Raw genomic sequence first — 19518 nt, 5'->3', positions numbered from 1 at the left:
TCTCACAGCCTGCTGATTGAACCGTCTCGACGATTGCTATCGTTGGGGCGATCGCCCCATTCACTCAAAGAGGGTGCAGAGGTTTTACCTCTGCACCCTCTCCTGCGGATCGTAGACTTAAGAAAACCGAATATGTATGTCTGGAAGCAGGGCGACGCCCCGCTTCCAAACATACACGTCTGGGTTTTAATTAATTTGTCATCTCTAAGTTTGATGGCGAATAGCCAACTATGACTACGAAGCCGCCTGACGTTCTTTGGCTTCCTTGATCACTGCCTCTGCCACGTTAGCGGGGCAAGGAGCATAGTGAGAGAAAGACATCGAGAACTGACCGCGACCAGAGGTCATGGTTCGCAGATCGCCGATGTAGCCAAACATTTCACTCAGGGGCACATCTGCCTTAATACGAGCGCCAGTCACGCCTGTTTCCTGAGACTTCATCATGCCTCGACGACGGTTGAGGTCGCCAATAACATCGCCCATGTAATCATCTGGTGTGAACACGTCCACATTCATGATCGGTTCTAGCAACTGAGGACCCGCCTTGGGAATCGATTGCCGATAGGCAGCTTTTGCCGCAATTTCAAAGGCGATCGCAGACGAGTCAACGGGGTGGAAACCACCACCTGTCAGCGTGAACTTCAAGTCCACACAGGGGTAGCCTGCCAGCACACCTTTGCCAATGCTGCTTTCAAATCCTTTCTCAACCGCCGGCCAGTATTCCCGAGGAACAGCACCACCGACCACTTTAGATTCATACTGGAAGCCACTGCCAGCTTCACCGGGTTCGATGATGTACTCGATTTTACCGTATTGACCCGAACCCCCAGACTGTTTCTTGTGGGTGTAGCTATCTTCAAGCCGCTTGGTAATCGACTCACGATAGGCAACTTGAGGCTTACCGACCTCCACTTCTACGCCGTGCGTCCGCTTCAAGATATCAACCTTGATTTCCAAATGCAGTTCGCCCATCCCTTTGAGGATGGTTTCACCGCTTTCTTCGTCGGTCATCACATGGAAGGAGGGGTCTTCTTGCACCATTTTATTCAGCGCAATCCCCATTTTTTCGTCGCCACCCTTAGTCTTGGGTTTGACAGCAACCGAAATCACAGGATCAGGGAAGACCATCGGTTCTAGCGTCGCCGGATTTTTAGGATCGCAGAGCGTGTGCCCAGTTTGGACATTTTTCATGCCAACGATCGCCACAATATCGCCCGCCTGAGCCGATTCGATTTCTTCACGAGAGTTGGCGTGCATTTCCACCAAACGGCTAACCCGCTCGGTTTTACCCGTGGCAGTATTCAGCACGTTATCGCCCTTCGACAACGTCCCCGAATAGAGACGGGTGAATGTCAGTGCCCCAAAGCGATCGTCCATGATCTTGAAGGCAAGAGCACGTAAGGGTCTTTCGGGATCAACGATGGCAAACGTGCCTGTCTCGTTACCTTCCAGATCCACTTCTGGCTGAGGTTGAACTTCCGTAGGATTGGGCAAATAATCAACCACCGCATCCAGCACCAACTGCACGCCCTTGTTCTTAAAGGACGAACCGCAATAGGTGGGGAAGAAAGCCATATCACGAGTGCCCTTGCGGATACACTTCTTGATTTCTTCAATCGTGACTTCTTCGCCTTCCAGATACTTTTCCATGATCGTGTCATCCTGCTCAACCGCCAGTTCGATCAACTGTTCGCGGTACTTTTCGACATCATCTTTCATGTCGGCAGGGACATCTTTGATTTTGTAGTTCATCGGGTCGCCAGAATCATCCCATACCCAAGCTTTGCGGGTGAGCAAATCGACAACGCCAATAAACTGCTCTTCAATACCAATCGGCAACACCATGACTAACGGTTTGGCAGCCAATATCTTATCTACTTGTTGCACAACCCGGAAGAAATCCGCACCTGTGCGATCTAGCTTGTTGATGTAGATAATACGAGAGACTTTAGAATCGTTGGCATAGCGCCAGTTGGTTTCAGACTGCGGTTCCACACCACCAGAACCACAGAAAACCCCGATTCCACCATCCAGAACCTTAAGGGAGCGATACACCTCGATCGTAAAGTCAACGTGACCCGGAGTATCGATAATGTTGAGTTGGTGGTCGTTCCAGAAACAAGTGGTAGCGGCAGATTGAATCGTGATGCCACGCTCCTGCTCCTGCTCCATAAAATCTGTTGTCGCTGCGCCTTCGTGCACCTCACCAATTTTGTGGATCTTGCCCGTCAGTTTCAGGATTCTTTCAGTTGTAGTCGTTTTACCTGCATCGACATGGGCGAAAATGCCGATGTTACGATACCGAGTGAGGTCTTTCATAGTTGCTCTCTAGAGTTATAATGCGACAAACAGTTTTAAGGACGACCTTTTAAGCGTTACCCAAATGAAAATGAGCGTTGCCTTCGTAGCCAGTACAGGCTGGATTTGAGTCATGCAGAATCCTGACAAATTCCATGCCATGTCTATAATAACGTTGCTAATTGTAAAGTGTCGTGGTAACGAAGTGGAAGCAATTTGACAGAAGAAGTAATAAGATTTTCTGCTGTTGCCCTATCCAACCGAATGAGTAGAGTCTTTCTCTACGAAAAAACTCTCCCTGTCCAATTCATTACCCTGGTCGTGCAAACACTAAATTTTGCAACATCGGGGTTGGGGGCTATGCCCTCTAGATGGAGGATTCACCCCTTCCATGCTCTCTAACGCTTTGAACTTAGCGTACCAGGCTGCACACCAGCAGGGAGCTTGACCACTGATTAAGAGTGCCCCCCATTCGATCGAATGACTACACATTTATTCAAACAGACAAATCGAGGCGGGTGCAACGGGGCAGGTGCGATCGCGCAGAGGATTGCCTGCCAGATCCAGCACGTCTAGATTTGGTAAACTCGATAGCGGGCTGGCATCAGTAATCTGGTTGCCACTGAGGATCAGCGATCGCAACTGGGTCAGCGTTGCCAGAGGACTAACGTCACTCACCTGATTGAAAAACAGAGAGAGCGTTTCCAGCTGAGTCAGGTGGCTGAGCGGACTCAAATCGTTCACCTGGGCTCCATCCAGATTGAGAAATTTGAGCTGAGTTAGCGGCGCAAGGAAGGTCAGGTCGCTAATCGGTTGGGCAGACAGGTCGAGCGTGGTTAACTGGGTCAGGGTAGACACGGGGCTAAAGTCCTCGATGGGGTTGCCACTGATCCCGAGAGTTTGCAGTTGAGGCACATCAATCAGGGGACTCAGATCAGTAATGGCGTTATCGGTCACATCCAGATGCATCAGTTGCGGGAGCGATCGCACGACACTGATATCTTGAATCTGGTTATCGTGCAATTCCAGCTTAACCAGGCTAGAAAGAGCTGCCAGGGGCGCAATCGTAGTTAATTGACTGCTATTGATACTCAGTTGCTCTAAATGGGTCAGAGAGGCCAGGGGACTGAGGTCACTAAAGTTACCACCATAGAAACTCAACTGCTTGAGTTGGGTCAGGCTCGCCAGCGGTCGTAAGTCAGTCAATGTGGCGATCGGGGGTTGAGATTCCTGGGGCAATCCCGTAAACAGGTTAAGCAGCTCTACTGCTCCGCCAGAATCCTGTAGCGTTAACCCTTCTGCTGTAGATAAAATTTGATGTGCGGTAGCACAATCCTCAGTTCCGGCTTGTGCCAGCATCAGCTCGATAGTGTATTGCGTATCAGCCGATAAAGTGTCTCGTTGTGCACACCAGTCGGCAAACGTTTGCAGGCGATCGCCCGTATCCTGCACGGGTGCATGTTCATCAGAATTTACCTGAGCTAGGCGGGTTTGAGCCGATCCTGAAGCGGTCAGACTGAGCAAGACCGCCAGTCCAAGCAGAGAACTGAAACCATAGGTGAAAGAGCGATCGCGAAGTAACATAGGGGTTGTGACAAAGGGGATGAGCGAATATAGCGCTTCGCGCCTGGATAAATTACGAGTGCTGTGTGTGAGCTGCGCGGAGTGAGGCTCTCGCACAATAGCGTGTACGTTATACCGTTGAGAATTGCTATCGTCTTTTATTATTTTGACACCGCTGACAAACATTAGGAAACGAAAGAATCAGGTAAAACGTGCGGTAATCACTACACCGACTGCGTTGAAGCTACAACGCTCCAGGGTTCAATTCCGTACTCTTCTGCACCCGGTTTACAGTGCTTTGCACTTGGATCTGTTGAGATTTTTTGTGGTGTGCCGCGCTTCGCACGGCACACCACAAAAAATCTGTGGCTTAAGCCAGTGGCAATTACGGTAAGCACCTGGTTTTAAGTCCCCGGTTTAAAGTAGTCGAATAGGCGATCGCCAGAATCTGCCCGAATCAGAGCCACGACAACATCGGGTAAGGCAACTAAACCGGGATAGATGAGATAACGGGGTTCCCAGCGGGGATGGAATTTTTCTTTGTAGTTGTGCAACCCTTTGAAGTTATAAAACCGATTCAAATGCTCGTAGAGGTAATGAATTCCTTTTTCAAGTCGGGGCGATTGCTGGGTTTGCCCGACGCCCGAAAGGGCTGATAAGCCTAAATTAAAGCCATCATAGCCGCGTTGTTGATAGTGCTGAAATAAGGAGATAAATAAAAAGTCCATGGTACCATGCTCTGCATTGGCTCGATGACGCATCAGATCGATGGTGATGTCGTTGCGTTGATATTCAGGCACAATGTTGGCAAATGCCGTAATTTGTCCATCGCTGGCATAAACCGTAGCAATTTCACAATCACCCAAATAGCGATCGTCAAACCAACCCAGAGAAAACTTTTTCTCGGAACCGTGCATCAGTTTTAGCCATTCATCGCTGACCGTGCGCAGTTGGTTGAGCAAGTCGGAAGCAATTGGGGGTTGAGACCATTGGACGGTATAGCCCAGTTTTGTAAACTTGTTCACTGCTGTGCGCAAATTTTTTCCAGCTTTACCGTCGAGGGTAAAGGTTTTCAGATCTACGATGGCTTCTTCACCAATTTGTAAGACTTGAAATCCCAATGATTCATATATCATCACGTCATCGGGTAAGGTCTGGTAGAAAGCCGCATACCAATCATTTTGCAAACAAAATTGCTGAAATCCAACGATCGCCTCTCGGCAATCGTCGGGGTCTCCAATCGGATCTCCCAATGCGATCGCACCCCTGCCTTTGGCGACATAAGCAATCACACTACGACCCGATGGGCTGAAGTAATAGGCTTTATCGTCTAACAACGCAAATCGTGCCAGAGACGATTGTCCGTAAGTCGTCACCAAGGACGTTGCCCGTTGACGCTCTCGCTCACTGGCTGGCGATCGCAGCAGCACAGGACGCAGTAACATCAGCAGAGCATACCCCAGAGTGACACTGCCAATGATGTAAATAGAGTTGATAAAAAATTGTCCAAACCGAGTAGTGGGCTGCGACCCAGCACTGGTATCGGCAAAAAACATGGCTAGCGTTTGGATAAAAGCCGTTGGCAAATTAAAATTGACTGAATAATGGTGATCCAGCCAATCAAACCCCAGAGTTCCATAGGTCAGCGTAAAAAGTAACGCCACCACAAACACACGTATCCCTTGAGCAATGGAAGGGCGATCGGATTGAGCTGTAAACGCCGGTCTCATCCAGATCAATTGTCCTAATAACACCAGAGACAGTAAGCCTTCTTCATAATCTAATCCTTTGATCAGATTACTAAAAATAGAAACCATCAGTACGCCAATTGCCATCCACCAGGCAATCCGTTTGCGTCGAAGAAGATGGACAGCGAGCGTAAGCAGAAAAAACCCAGTAATAGCCGTAAATAAATGTCCCCCAACTCGGACTTCAAACGGAATCAGGGGTTTAAGCAATGCGACCCGTTCGGGTAAGCTAGGCGTAACCGCAGAAAACAGGTTAATCATGCCTGCCAGACCCGTAATCAGGCTGACAGTCCAGAGTCCAATTCGAGTTCGGTAGCTGAGCATGGCGATAGATGTTAAGAATCACAAGTTAATTAAAATCCGGAAGTTTATTGTTGGAAGCGCGGCTCCGCCGCGCTTCCAACAATAAATCTTCGGTTTTATTAAATCCACGATCCTAAGTACCTTAACCGACTTGATGTTGTGCGAGAGCCGCGCGGAGCGCGGCTCTCGCACAAAAACCGTAATCTATCCAGTCGTGACGCGCTATAGTGTTTGCACGACTCGATCTAAACCCCTGTGCCATAGGCAGCACAAGAGTTTTAAGGTGATATGTTTAATTCGGCTATGTGATTCCGTGAGTGCTGTGTACGGCTTATGGTAAGAGTAGTCTAAATCTAACCCGTGCTTGTGTCATGCCAACTACGTCCTTCACCGATAGTCAGGGTCATTGGGCTGAAGCTTGCATTTTGGCGTTAGCCAATCGTGCCATTGTCAACGGCTACCCTGACGGAGGGTTTCGACCTGATAGCGGAATTACTCGGGCGGAATTTGCAGCCCTGACCTATCGGGCATTTCCAGAGGCACCCGCCGTGCGATCGCCCCTTGCATTCGCCGATGTGCCAGCCACCCATTGGGCAGCAACAGTGATTCGCTGGGCAGTAGAAAGAGGCTTTTTTTCGGGATATAACGACGGCAGTTTTCAACCGGGGCAATCGATTTCTCGTTTACAAGTGTTATTGGTACTGGTGAATGCGGCACGGTTGACGACTGTAACAACGGCTGATGACCTCTTACCCCTCTATTTCACCGATGCGGCAGAGGTAGCAGGATGGGCAAAAGGGGCGATCGCTACTGCCATTAGTGGCGATCTGGTGGTGAACTATCCAGATGTGCGACAGTTGCGCCCCAACGTCAATGCCACTCGGGCTGAAGTCTGTGCTAACTTATGCCGTGCCTTAAAGATGCGCGATTCAGTGCCACCCCAAGCTGCCACCTGGTACTGGGGTTTACCAGACTTGCTAGCAGGCAGCGTCACTGTTCCCTTTGCTACCTGGAAAGGTAGTGCCCGGTTGATGCGTGATCTTCAGGTGCAACTGACCGCACTGGGATTGTATCCTGCGGCAGAAATCAATGGCATCTACACTTCTAAAACTGAGCAAGCTCTAACGCAATTTTGTCAGTTTTATGGGCTTTCTACCATGAAAGTCGGTGAGTTTAACGCGCCCTTTGCCCAGGCATTAATCCATGCCGATGCCACTGATATGTCTTTGCAAGCCGCCAGCGATCGGCAACAGCTGTTTGATCGTCTGCTCACCCAGGAGGCTGGATTTAATGCCGAGAAGCTCGCGTTTCTCGATTACGGCATTCAACAATCTGCCTATTTTAATGACATCCCCAGCTATGCCGATCGGCTGATACAACCCGTAGATGGCTCCCAGGTAGTATCGTTGGGCGATCGCACATCCTTAACCGGCAGCACAACCCCCGTTACATTTCTGCCGTATCCCAGCGTGGGTACGAAACCTTCTGTAGCAGGGGGCTTGGAGTTTTTGCATAGTGATATTGCCTCCGCCTGCATCTGCATCGGCAGCATGGTTGAAGGCAGGGTCAAAGCTCGTTGGTTGGGACGCAACGCCCTGACGGCAATGCAGCTCTGGAGTGCAACTAAATTTATTCCCGTGTTGCATGTCATCGCCCGTGCCAATGCGGTTAACCCCGGTGCAGCCATTAAAGATTGTCTGGTGCGATCGCCCGGAAGTAGTGGCGGCTATAACGTCTATCGACTGGCAGTTGATCTGGTCACCTATCAAACCATGATTGGCAGTTCCAATGCGATCGCCTTAATGTTTAAACAGTTTTCGCCGCCAACGGATCTAGAGAACTGGGTGAAACGCATGACTGGCAATAGCTCCCTGGAATTTCGCGGACGCTATGGAGAAGATGCCTTCATCAGTCAACCCAGTTTATATCATCTCTCCTCCAATCAAACGCTCTTGCCTGCGATCGCCACCAGTTATTCCGGCAATAATTTGCTATCAACCTACGATCTCACCCGCCTGATCACCATGCTGGGCTGGCACTATCATCTTCCTGCCGATGCCCAAATCACCTCTGCCCAGTGGAGTAGCCTGGAAGCGGTGGTACGAGCAATGGCACAAGATACAGCCCGTTACCTGGATATCGCCATCGATCAATTGGGTATCGCCAATGTGATTGAAGCGCCGGTGATTCTTTCAAAACTGGGGTTTGGGCGCAGTGCCACCCGCGATCGCACAGAATTGGTTTATACAGCGCTGTTTCGTTTTAACGATACCCGTCCGCGTCGTCAGGGAAATCCAGCGATTTGGCGATCGCTCGGTTTGACTCTGGTTGCAACCAAAGACTTGAATGATGCCAACGAAGAGGCTCGCCAACTCGATGCCCGTATGGCTGCCGAAATTACCGAAATTCTCCGTCGGATCATGACGCAAGAACTATAGCGATCGCCCATTTGTGTGAGAACCACGCTCCGCGTGGCTCTCACATAGACGGATAGGCGGGTTGTGAGAGGCGTACCCCTTCGGGGTGCGCCTCTCACAACCCATTTAGGATTGCGGTATTAACCATTAGGGGCTGGTGTTTCAGATGTTTCAGGCGCTTCAGGCGTTGCTGGTTGATCACAGGCAAACCGTAATGTCCTCAATGCACTACTACCAGAAGCGGGTTGGGCAAGGCTACCCGTATCGCCATAATTGAACTGTTGCAATTGTTCTTGACCATCACCATAAACAATCAATTGCCGTAACCGAGCTACATTCGCAACACAATCCACAGATTGATACAGCATCACCCCATATACTGGCTCACTGATTTCAGCTTCAACAAACGCATTATTGGGTTGCTCAAAACTACGATATTCCCAGTACCAAACACTATCTTCGCGCGTCTCAATCGAGTTGCGATCGACAGAAAAGCGATCGCCCACGGCATTGGTTGTGACTTCTACCCAGTTAGGTTCTGCGATCGCAGGTAGGCAAGGCAACAGCACCGCACTTAAGACCGCTAACTTGAGCAAGTATATATTCATAATACGATTCATAACATGATTCATTAAAGGTTCAAACGATACCCATCTCACAAGCATCACAGCTCAATTAGAGGGGGATGGACTTGGCTGCAAAGGTACCACATCAGAAGGGTCGGTTGTGTCTTCAGGCAGGCGATTCAAGTAGCCTTCAACGTTTTCGATCGCCTGCTGAGCATAGCTATCATCGGGACGTTCATCCAGCGCCCGCCTGAAGTACAGCAATGCAGTCGCATAATCCCGTTGCTCCGTTGCTCTGTATCCCGCTTGCATATAGCGATCAAACACCGGGCGTAGAGGCTCTGCCTCTACAGACGGTTGTGCGCTGGAAGTTGCCGTTGATTCAGATTGCTGTTGATAGGCATTCAGCACTCGCTCAGTATAAGCTGCCGTTCCAGCCGTGTCGTACTGGCTGGCATCTCCTGTCATCCACCATGCCGCCGCCCGTCGAACAGCGATCGCTTCATTCTGATTGCTGGCGTCATACTCCTCTGCCAACACATCTCGCATTACACAGATCAAAATGTTACGAGCAGTGACAGGGCTGGCTTCAAAAGCATCAGGAGTTAACTCGCGACCAATGCAACGGCGCGACCAGCGCGGAATATTTTCGGGCTTGATTTGCCACTCACTGTACAAACCATCGTTTTCCGTGTCCGTTTGCGGAGCAGCCTGCCGCAAGGCTTCAACCAATGCCCCAACTTGTTGATCAGACACTTGAGCCTGGGCAGGCAACGCCCCCAGTCCCCAGACCAGACCCAAGAGCAATATTAATTTGCTGAACGGCGATCGCACCATACCCACTCTCCAACTCTGAGTTAGTTTCCAGATACCACATACCAGAGTGTATCAACAGTTTTGGTTACACCCACTGCCAACAATTGTAATCAATCGTGTTCTCTAGAAGAAAGACCCCTAGGAGAGAGCGATCGTTCCCTACTCAGCTGAAAATACGTTTGAGCAGTTTCTCTAGTTGACTAACTCATGAATGCGGCGATCGCCAAGATAACAAATAACCAATTAATTGACTGGAGACACCACTAAATCACTTATGTCCCATGAGCAAAGTGTCCCAGTATGAGGTGAATCGGTCTGCCTAGAAATATCTATTAACAAATAAGCAGGATCAGATGTTTCTAAAATGACATCAAACTTTGATACATTGTCAGATACAAGTTTAAGCTGTTTTTGATCGAGTATCGTGCCTTGAGGATCCACTGACTTAACAGTTAATTTTATTTCCGGGCATTGTGCATCACTGAAGTTGAATTGTCCTTCAAGAAAAGCTTGGTTTGGAGGTGTTTCCAAATAGAGTAGCGAAGTTGCCTCAGGTTGACTATCACCTTCTGGATAAAAGTTAATATTGTAGCTTTGATCAGAATCGTTAGAAATAAAATATCCTGGGCTGTGGCTCAGTGCTAACCAAGCTTTCTGACCGCCAGGACGTTCTCCCATATCCTCTTCCATGCTCCTTAGGGTGCGAAATGCTGTATCAATTGAGGTAGGTCGCCGACGTTGATAAATATTTACTGTTATATCGTCGTCTAGTAAAAATTGTTTAGGAAGCAATGCAAAATCCTGAGCAATTTCCCAGTTTTGCGCAAATGCGTCAACCACCACCCTGATCAAATCTTGTTCCTCAGGGCGCAAATGATGCTGGAAAGGAGTCGCAATCACAACATAGTTGGAATACAGCAGACGTTCCAAAGGGTATGCATCCCTTGAATCTACAAAAGGTATCCAATGAAGGATTTTCAATCCTTTACTGTGCCAAAACTCCTGAGCTGAGGACGACATCACATTTTCATACAAACTTCGATTTGCTTGCCACAACAAATCGTCATTTAATTGAGGAGACGATGCTGCAACATAAATGGGATCATTAGGCTCTGATACCTCTCGAAGATAATTCACGAGGTCACTAATAGTCGCGTAGTCCTGATGAACCTCAGGAGGATAGTTAGATGTGAATAGCTTGCTCAAGCTGGCATTTGCGATCGCCTTACCCATTGCTGTATCAGCCCAGATACTGCGAGGGGCTAGACCGACAACCATGTTAAAACACAAATAAATAATGAGCAAACTCAGAAAAAGTAATCGTTTTCTTCCTTTCAGCGTTAGCCAAACAGTCCACATTAACGCAGACAACCCCAAAACAACCCAGGGTGTGAAGTGCATACTATAGTGAAAACCCAACTGTTTTACTCGTAGTACCCACTGCCCAATGGAAAATATTGCCAAGCTAACCAGGAACAGTGCAGTAGAGCGAGCCAGAACGTGATTGAATAAGCCTGCGACAAAACCAAGGGCTGCTAACAAACAAGCAATCCAACCGTAATACTCTCGATAGTAGTTAATGCTAACGCTTATAGGTTGTTCATAAGATGAGTAAAGCTCACCAAAATTGGTAAACAGAATTTTTTGAATGAACGGTAAACCAAGAAAAGCAACCACACTCACGGTGGCAGCTATCATAAAGATAATTTTCTGTATTTGTTGTGGTAATTCCTGAAAAGCTTTGCTTTTGTTGCGATAGAAGGTGTTGAGAAAAAAGATGAATTGCTGTCCTATAACGCAGCAGAAAAACGCAATGCCTGCATATACAAAATGACGACGAAATAAAACTGATATAGCCAAACAAAACCCGATTACGATTATCTGCCAGGGATGCGATCGCCTGGGGTTACGTACGTAGATATAGGTTGCTAAACCTACTAAAACAGCGGATCCAGCATCTGGATAACCTCGCAAGGCCGGTAGCCATGTTGCCGGCAAGAACATTGCCAATAGGGCAGTTGACCAAAATACAGTACGAGGAGAGCTAGGAATTAAAACGGAAGCGATCGCCCCCATAGTTAAGCTAAATGGCAATACATAGAATAGGGTCAGAGTAAGAATATAAACTAATCGACTATTACCAAATATCAGGATAAAAGGAACACTAAGTAATGTGTGAAAATCACTATAATCTTGAGCCGTTGATTTCCAAATTCCACCGACAGCCTGAAATACCGAAAAGAGAGTATTTTTGGGTAAATCGCGAAAGTAGATCGCTTTCGCTGCCGTCATATCTTGATATTGAGCAGAGTCCCAGTAATAAAAAGTATGCTCGTTTAGTATATAAATAGATGTTAAAGCTACGGTCAGCATTACCAATGCAATCAAGCAGGTAAAATTAATCCAAAATCCTCGCTTTTGTTGAAATAGACTCATGGCTCTAAATCTATGCACGAAACTACATTCAGCAATACTCTGATTTTTTTCAATTCTGGAGCGATCGCGTAGTAACTTCCGTCCCAGACGATAAAACTGAACCCATTTGCCAACGACAAGGCGGATTCAGAATCCCTTTGCTGCTTTGGAACGAGCGCACTTCTAAGGGATACACATGCCAATGATAATCATAGGTATATTCCCAATTACTGTGATGAATCCCGACATTAACAAAGTAACTACCCTGGTTCAAATCGAGGCGATCGATTTGTAGATGAATTCGCCCTTTCCCATACAAAACTGTCATCGGGATTTCCATGTCACAAGTATTGACATCTAAACAAGGTTGTCCATCTGCCGTACTGAGAGTCACGCCAAAAATAGCAGATTCAATCATCTCAGGAGACTCATACTCAATTTCAACCGTCAATGGCGCGCCCGACTCCATCGTCGAATCGGGTAAAAGCTTCACGCCTGTAATTTCGACCTCTAAAGAGCCAAACCGATTTTCGTTAACACGTAACTCAACTCCAGATTCAGTCAGTTGTGCAGGGCGTTTGGGTGTACGCTGCTGCGTTTGCGATCGCATTTCACTGGTGTACTGCCCGACCACAACCTCTGGTTCGCCATAGGCAACCACTGTTCCATGTCGTAACCATAGAGCGCGATCGCACAGCCGATCGACCTGATCCACATCATGAGAAACCAAAACAATGGCACAGCCTTGCTCCTTTAAATCCGCAATTCGATTCAAGCATTTCGCCTGAAATGCCAGATCACCCACAGATAAGAACTCATCGACCAGCAACACTTGGGGCGTCGTGTGGACGGCGATCGCAAATGCTAGACGCATTGCCATACCTGTGCTGTAAGTTCGTACAGGATTATCAATAAACTCTTCCAGTTCAGCAAAATCAACAATCTGATCAAACCGACGTACAACTTCCTTGCGAGTCAAACCTGCCACAATTGCATTGGTAAATACATTCTCTCGACCCGTCAGATCGCCATGAAACCCCGCTCCCAGATCTAACAACGCACCAATTCGACCATTAATATGAATGCGTCCTTCATTAGGAGGGGCAATCTGGCCTAATATTTGCAACAATGTTGATTTACCTGCGCCATTATGTCCAATCACACCCAGCATTTCACCTGCCGCAACGGTGAAGTTGATGTGCCGCAGTGCCCAAAACTCCTCCACCGGACGCATTCGCTGCAATCCGGATAATGCCGCTTCCATAATCGTCATGGGTTTTTCTGCATGATAGCGTCGAAACCACTTGCCGAGATTCTCTACGACGATGGCATCGTGCATTTAGATCTCCTCCACAAAACGAGCACTTTGACGCTTAAATACCGCATATCCAAGCGGTAATAAAGCGAGCGTAATCACAGTAATGATGGCTAACGCGAGCCAATCGGGTGCAACACCCCACAATAAAATCTGCCGATATGATGTAACGATATGAACCATTGGATTTAATCCATAAACATACCAGTATTGAGCAGGAATGTTTCTGAGGTCATAAAAAATGGGGGTGAGATAAAACAGAAATTGTAAAATCACACCCAGAGTATGTTGTGTATCCCTAAACGTTACATTCAAAGCCGCCAGAAAATAGGAAAGGCTGACGGTTAGGACAAATTGTAAAAGTTGCAGTAACGGCAAACATAAAATGAAGGGAGTAAACTTCACACCATCAATCAACAGAAAAGCAATCAATACAGGTAGAGCGAGTAAGAAATGAATCAACCCCGTCGTCACAATGACAATCGGCAAGATGGTGACCGGAAAACCAGGTTGACGAATCAAAGGGCGGCTATTGATAATGATGCCTGTTGCTTGATAGAGAGCTGTTTGAGACCAATTCCAGACCAATAACCCAATAAAAACATACGATGAATATTGGGGAATATTAACTGGTACAACGGCTTGAAAAACAAAAACAAAAACAGCAAGTTGAAATAGTGGATTGATTAATGTCCAGGCGATCCCCAGAGACGATCGCTTATACATGAGTTTCATCTCACGATCTACCAGCGATCGCAATAAATCCCACAAATAGCCAAATTGGTGCAGACTGATAGGTCGCTTTGACTTTCTTGACGCAGTCATGTTCTACACTCCTCTAACATCGACAGTTCAACAGGACACGACAGGTACTGAAACTAAAAGATTGGGACAAAATGCCCCAATCTTTTAGTCTCAAATAGTTTCGGAATATGCCCTGGTGTCAGACATGACGTCATCCTCTGGTTCAGACGGCTCAACAGGTGTGGCGATATTTAGAGGTGCCTCACGAGTTCGTAATGCAACAGGAATATAAGGTGCGCTCCGTCCTTCTTTGAAAACTCTCTGGTGCGATCGCCATAACGCCCAGGGACCCGCTAAATTTCCTTTGATTTCTAGCAAAACCAACGAAATTGGATAATCGCTCCATCCGCGTAACGAGTAATAAATTCGCCAAAAATGAGCGGCAGGAAGCCCAACTAAAAGTTGTAGTAACCCCCGCCAGTCCCAATCACGAAACAACGTTGTCAGATGGTGCGCACTATGCCCTTTACTATAGTTATAAATTTGGCGACGTAGTGCGTCCATTGTTTGCCGATGTCGGTGCCAAACATACGCATTAGGCTCGTATGCCAGTGTGTAACCTGCCTTGAGAATTTTGTAGAAGAGATAGCTATCTTCTCCTACACCCGATGGCATTCCGGGTCCCAAGGCTTCTACCATCAGCCCTACTTCTGGATCACAGAACAAACTGGCACGATAGGCAGAATTTGCGGTACCTCCTAAAATCCAGGTTGGTACCGGACGCCAGCGAAACTGCTCAAACCAGTCTCCATTAACCTCAAACGATTGAAACCCACGACCTAACCCGCCATAACTTTCATAAAGCTGTTGAGAGCGCGTTTCTAACTCCAATGGCAACACATTTCCGGTCACTGCCATGACATCAGCTCGAACAAACGGAGTAATCAGATTTTCCAACCAATCCACCGGCAACTTCACATCATCATCCGTCGTCGCAATGATATCTCCTGTACTGGCAGCGATTCCGGCATTACGTGCATAGGAAACACCCGGACGAGATTCACTAACTAACACCACCCCCGGAAATTCAGCAACCACAGGCGGAGTTAAGCCAGAATCCGGACGATTATCCACCACAATAATTTCAACAGATCGTGATGTAGATTGTGCTTTTAAACTGCGAATACAGTTACGTAAATCATCCGGGCGATCGCACGTTCCGACCACGACCGATACCGGAATTGAATCGGGTAAACGGATAGGATCAGCAATTTCTTTGGGCACGTAATGTTGCCGCAGCAAAGTTTGTATTTTGTTCCACAGCGCATCTTGAGAAGAGTGCCCCTCAAAATTGAGCAATCCCATGCCTAACCCATCGATCATGGCTGTGCGCAAACGACCTAAACTAATCGATTGGTTGCGATTGGCGATCGTAAAGTTGCCCAGAGGTTTGCCCTTCCACGAAACAAACAGTTGAACTTCATCATAGTTGCTCAGGTTTTCCAGCGGAGATAATGGCTCTGACAACTCTAACTGACGAACAGCAACTGCTTTTTCAAACTTGCCTCTAAGCGGTGTCTGAGGACAATGGACATACTTGGGAGGAATCGGTGGATCATCTGCACAAGCGAACGATTTAGTAATTTCAGCCGCCCGCCGTTGAGATTTAGCATAGGTCGTCAACCCCATAAACGCGCCCCAAAACTCCGCCCAAATCAGCTCTTTAGGAAATTGAATCGGGTGCAATGCAGCAATCAGTAACCGTCGCACATTCCAATACAACATCCACCAAATGGCTAACCACAAAAACGTTAATCGTTGATCGGGGTATGACCAACCACTGCACCAAAAATAGGTGTAAAGGCTACCATTATTGCGAATTTGGGTTTTAAGTTTGGCGTAGTCGCGTCGATGCCGATGTCGAATCAGAGCTTGTGGTTCATAAACCAGCGTATGCCCTGCTTTCAACACTCGAAAAAACATTTCTAAGTCTCCTGCCCCGTTCGTGACCGTACCCACATCCAGAGCTGGATCAAAGTAGCCAATTTGTTCAAAAACAGACCGTCGATATGCCATGTTGGCACCCGTACCAAACTGTCCGGTACCCAACCATCGCCAGGGAATCGGCTTGTCTTTCTCGGCGCGATACCACGTTTGAGTAAATCCTCGCCCAAAGCCACCATATTTTTCAAACAAAACTTGCGCTTCTGTTTCTAATTCATAGGGCACGACTAACCCTGTGACTGCCATGACTTCAGGATTTTCGGCAAACACCTGGGCGATCGCCTTGACCCAACCGGGATCAACTACCACATCATCATCGGTATAGGCAATGATGTCTCCCTTTGCTTCTAAAATTGCCCGATTTCTTGCCCAATCCAACCCCGGACGAGGCTCTCGCACATAGCGCACCTGGGGATATTGGGTATCAATCAGAATTTTTGTGGCTTCAGTGGCAGGCGCATTATCCACCACAAGAATTTCAAGATTGGGATAGTCTAATTGGTTTAATGCTTCCAGACAAAGCACCATATCATCCGGGCGATCGCGCGTACAGACTGCCACTGTCACCAGCAGATGATCCCCTTCATACTGAGGCGGTGGCATGGCAATCAAATCTTCCAGTTGCAAGTCTTCCAAGCGTTCTACAGCGGTCAATCCTTGCTTGAGTAATTGAGCCGTAATTGCCCAACTATGCTGTTCTAAAATCAGCTTACTGAGTGTTTGGGTCGGACACTGCCCTGCGAAAATTGGTGCCTGAATATAGCCAATCGGCACGCCATGTAAACGAACCAGTCCTTTCAGTGCAATATAGTGTTCTAAGCCTGTGAAAGTTGGGATGGGTTGGCTCAGTTCAATATCAACAACTTTGACAGGGGCAAGGGATGTGGGCATGGTTCAGGTGCAAGCTAAAAAGAATGAAGTGGATATGTCTCTAAACAGGATGAAAAGTCCGATTCTAAACCTGACGCTGTTTGCGCAGTAGGTGATGTAAGGGTTTCGTGATTGATGGTTAAAGGTAGCTGCCGACCGATTACAACGCTTTAGAGTTTCCGTTTATTCGGTTTAAAAAAGGGAGAAAATGATGCAACTTGTCACTGATCAAGACTTTGAACTTGACACCCCATTTTCGTAACCATGATTGGGGCAGCAGGTTAGCCGTTTGGGTTAATCGATGTTTTAGAAAGGTTTTCAGCGTCATCCAATAAGGATTCTCTGGTCCAATAAAAGCAGAAATTTCCTTAAGGGCTAACCTGACAAAACTTTCAACGACGAGAATGTACCACCCTAAGCGCAACAATGGGGTGACATGGTCGGCTCGGACGGCTTGAGATAGCCAGTACAACGTTCCCCGATAACATTGAATTTGACGGCTTTGCTGCGCCAGATAGAGATAAAAACTACTGCGAGATAGTTTGAATAAAATAGCAGGAAGTCCAGATTGACGTGCTAATGTTCGCTCAATCATCAGCTCATGAGATTGCGCCATTTTGCCGTAGTTGCGAGACATACTACCTGCAATTTTGCGGTAGCCCACCAAAAATTCTGGTACTACCCGAAACTGATAGGATTCTGCAAGACGTAAATATAAATCCCAGTCTTCACACCCCTGAGCCTCCAGTTGTTTGAACGAGGAATCATAGCCACCCACGGTATCCAAACACGTTTTGCGAATCAGGGTGGCACTGGCATTGCCAATGAAGTTATGACACAGCAACGTCGCAAACACATCTCCCTCTATGGTTGCCGTATGATAGCCATCAATCGGTGAATCATTTTCGTCAATATCTAACGACCAAGAATAGATCACCCCAACCGACTCATCAGATTGCAGACAGCATTGCACCTGCTTTTCGAGATGCTTGGGATACCAAATATCATCGGCGTCAATTGGTGCAATCCATTCACCGTTGGCATGAGCAATTGCCAGATTGCGCGCCAGTGCAACCCCGGCATTTGCTTGACTGAACAGCACAACCCGTGGGTCTGTTTCCGCGATCGCCTTGACAATTTCAGGAGTGCGATCGCTGGAGCCATCATCCACAACCAATACTTCGATTTGGCGATAAGTCTGCGACAAAACCGAGTGCAGTGTGCGTTCAATAAACGCCTCAGCATTGTAGGCAGGGATGATAACGGAAATGAGTGGAAATCGAGCAGACACTGTGAAGGTATTCATGATGCCCAGAGAACGCAGCACAATCAACAAAACGAAGCAGGTTGCTAGCCCGAATAACACTCTATGGTGCCCTTATGGCAGCATTTTCTAACGCACTGGCGACTTAACGTAACAATTGCGGCTCATCGGTTTAGCCTTTTCCAGCCAGAACACGATCGTCCCTAAAACAAAGGCAAGCCCCCCGTAGAGGAAATACAGCCAATGCATCAAGACACTTTGAACAGCAAAGATCAACCCGTGTTTACGATGAAAGAATTGGTAGACATCCCAATTAAGTTTCACCAGCACGATAGCGCATACCAGGGCACCTATGAACCAATCGATGCGATACACACTCGCCAAGGTAAACAGTACAAGCAGGTAAGATAGCACCACACTCATACGGCTAGAGGTCTTTAAATTCAAATCATTAACACACGCCGATGGATTACTTTTGATGAGGATGGTCCAGGGAATCCCGCGATCGCAAATATCCGTTTTAATCAGCCCCCAAAATGTCCAGGCTTTGTAATGCTTAACCTGAGCCTGTTTGACCAGACGAATATGCCCACCTGCCTGCCGGATGCGGTAGCCCAACTCGATATCTTCGATACAGGGACGATCATAACGGCAAACATCGAACCCACTCAGCTTCAAAAACGTAGACCGCTTAACGGCTCCGCAACCTGCCCAGAAGGTAGACGCGTCTTCACACCCTGTTTGATGCACATAGTGATGCAGCAGGTTTTTGAACTGGGCAACAAAATTGGTCGCTTTGGGGGCATCGTCATAGGAACCAAACACCGCATCAATCGTCGGGTCTTGTTGCAATGCCATTGCCAGTTGCAAAAAGGTATCTGGATGAACCTCACAATCTGCATCAATAAAACAGAGATAGTTGCCTTTAGCTGTTGCCGCACCCAGATTACGAGCAGCACCGGGTCCCAGGCGTTCGTTGGTTTTGAGAACTGTTGCACCTGACGCGATCGCCCGTTCACCCGAATCATCCGTTGAACTATCATCCACGACGATCAACTCCCAGTCTTGAAACTGAGACTGGGCGATCGCATGTAGACAAGCCCGGAATGCCATTCCACCGTTATAAACCGGAATAATAATTGAGAAAAAAGGAGAACCTGTCTCTGGCGGTTTTGTGCGTGTCATCTGCCATTTG

Annotated in this window: 12 protein-coding genes; 1 reads left to right on the top strand and 11 read right to left on the bottom strand. The window is 47.7% G+C overall.

Annotation, left to right across the window (positions count from 1 at the left end):
- Positions 1-234: 234 nt before the first annotated feature.
- The 3 genes from fusA to ACR6Z4_RS06395 form a co-directional block, all read right to left on the bottom strand.
- The gene (gene fusA, locus ACR6Z4_RS06405) at positions 235-2319 is read right to left on the bottom strand and encodes an elongation factor G (RefSeq protein WP_479716402.1); all 2085 of its coding nucleotides are present in this window, start codon (positions 2317-2319) and stop codon (positions 235-237) included.
- 471 nt (positions 2320-2790) lie between these two features.
- Complete coding sequence (locus ACR6Z4_RS06400; RefSeq protein WP_479716401.1) at positions 2791-3882, bottom strand: leucine-rich repeat domain-containing protein; 1092 nt, start codon at positions 3880-3882, stop codon at positions 2791-2793.
- 383 nt (positions 3883-4265) lie between these two features.
- Complete coding sequence (locus ACR6Z4_RS06395) at positions 4266-5933, bottom strand: phosphatidylglycerol lysyltransferase domain-containing protein (protein WP_479716400.1); 1668 nt, start codon at positions 5931-5933, stop codon at positions 4266-4268.
- 350 nt (positions 5934-6283) lie between these two features.
- On the opposite strand from ACR6Z4_RS06395, the gene ACR6Z4_RS06390 reads away from it, so the two are divergent.
- On the top strand, positions 6284-8350 hold the full coding sequence (locus ACR6Z4_RS06390; protein WP_479716399.1) for an S-layer homology domain-containing protein: 2067 nt from the start codon (positions 6284-6286) through the stop codon (positions 8348-8350).
- Between the two features lie 119 nt (positions 8351-8469).
- Here the strand turns inward: ACR6Z4_RS06390 and ACR6Z4_RS06385 are convergent, their stop codons facing one another.
- The 8 genes from ACR6Z4_RS06385 to ACR6Z4_RS06350 form a co-directional block, all read right to left on the bottom strand.
- Positions 8470-8937 (bottom strand): surface-adhesin E family protein, encoded by a 468-nt coding sequence (locus tag ACR6Z4_RS06385; protein WP_479716398.1) that lies wholly within the window; start codon positions 8935-8937, stop codon positions 8470-8472.
- 63 nt (positions 8938-9000) lie between these two features.
- On the bottom strand, positions 9001-9732 hold the full coding sequence (locus tag ACR6Z4_RS06380) for a hypothetical protein (protein ID WP_479716397.1): 732 nt from the start codon (positions 9730-9732) through the stop codon (positions 9001-9003).
- Between the two features lie 222 nt (positions 9733-9954).
- Positions 9955-12147: a hypothetical protein gene (locus ACR6Z4_RS06375; protein WP_479716396.1), complete on the bottom strand. Its 2193-nt coding sequence runs from the start codon at positions 12145-12147 to the stop codon at positions 9955-9957.
- 49 nt (positions 12148-12196) lie between these two features.
- Positions 12197-13465, bottom strand: a complete 1269-nt coding sequence (locus ACR6Z4_RS06370; protein ID WP_479716395.1) for an ABC transporter ATP-binding protein — start codon at positions 13463-13465, stop codon at positions 12197-12199.
- Positions 13466-14266: an ABC transporter permease gene (locus ACR6Z4_RS06365; RefSeq protein WP_479716394.1), complete on the bottom strand. Its 801-nt coding sequence runs from the start codon at positions 14264-14266 to the stop codon at positions 13466-13468.
- Between the two features lie 90 nt (positions 14267-14356).
- Positions 14357-17080 (bottom strand): glycosyltransferase family 2 protein, encoded by a 2724-nt coding sequence (locus tag ACR6Z4_RS06360; protein ID WP_479716393.1) that lies wholly within the window; start codon positions 17078-17080, stop codon positions 14357-14359.
- Positions 17081-17219: 139 nt separating this feature from the next.
- Entirely contained in the window at positions 17220-18365 is a 1146-nt protein-coding gene (locus ACR6Z4_RS06355; RefSeq protein ID WP_479716392.1) for a glycosyltransferase family 2 protein, read from the bottom strand.
- Positions 18366-18452: 87 nt separating this feature from the next.
- Positions 18453-19508 carry a glycosyltransferase family 2 protein gene (locus tag ACR6Z4_RS06350; RefSeq protein WP_479716391.1) on the bottom strand — a complete coding sequence of 352 codons (1056 nt, stop codon included), beginning with the start codon at positions 19506-19508 and terminating at the stop codon, positions 18453-18455.
- Between the last annotated feature and the right edge of the window lie 10 nt (positions 19509-19518).

Source organism: Calyptranema fuscum S582, from assembly GCF_055793305.1.
This window is presented reverse-complemented; position numbering and strand designations above follow the sequence as displayed.

Coding starts and splice junctions, on each gene's coding strand:
- ACR6Z4_RS06380 (WP_479716397.1), bottom strand. CDS start 9,732: ATGGTGCGATCGCCGTTCAGCAAATTAATATTGCTCTTGGGTCTGGTC.
- ACR6Z4_RS06385 (WP_479716398.1), bottom strand. CDS start 8,937: ATGAATATATACTTGCTCAAGTTAGCGGTCTTAAGTGCGGTGCTGTTG.
- fusA (WP_479716402.1), bottom strand. CDS start 2,319: ATGAAAGACCTCACTCGGTATCGTAACATCGGCATTTTCGCCCATGTC.
- ACR6Z4_RS06400 (WP_479716401.1), bottom strand. CDS start 3,882: ATGTTACTTCGCGATCGCTCTTTCACCTATGGTTTCAGTTCTCTGCTT.
- ACR6Z4_RS06355 (WP_479716392.1), bottom strand. CDS start 18,365: ATGAATACCTTCACAGTGTCTGCTCGATTTCCACTCATTTCCGTTATC.
- ACR6Z4_RS06395 (WP_479716400.1), bottom strand. CDS start 5,933: ATGCTCAGCTACCGAACTCGAATTGGACTCTGGACTGTCAGCCTGATT.
- ACR6Z4_RS06370 (WP_479716395.1), bottom strand. CDS start 13,465: ATGCACGATGCCATCGTCGTAGAGAATCTCGGCAAGTGGTTTCGACGC.
- ACR6Z4_RS06350 (WP_479716391.1), bottom strand. CDS start 19,508: ATGACACGCACAAAACCGCCAGAGACAGGTTCTCCTTTTTTCTCAATT.
- ACR6Z4_RS06360 (WP_479716393.1), bottom strand. CDS start 17,080: ATGCCCACATCCCTTGCCCCTGTCAAAGTTGTTGATATTGAACTGAGC.
- ACR6Z4_RS06375 (WP_479716396.1), bottom strand. CDS start 12,147: ATGAGTCTATTTCAACAAAAGCGAGGATTTTGGATTAATTTTACCTGC.
- ACR6Z4_RS06390 (WP_479716399.1), top strand. CDS start 6,284: ATGCCAACTACGTCCTTCACCGATAGTCAGGGTCATTGGGCTGAAGCT.
- ACR6Z4_RS06365 (WP_479716394.1), bottom strand. CDS start 14,266: ATGACTGCGTCAAGAAAGTCAAAGCGACCTATCAGTCTGCACCAATTT.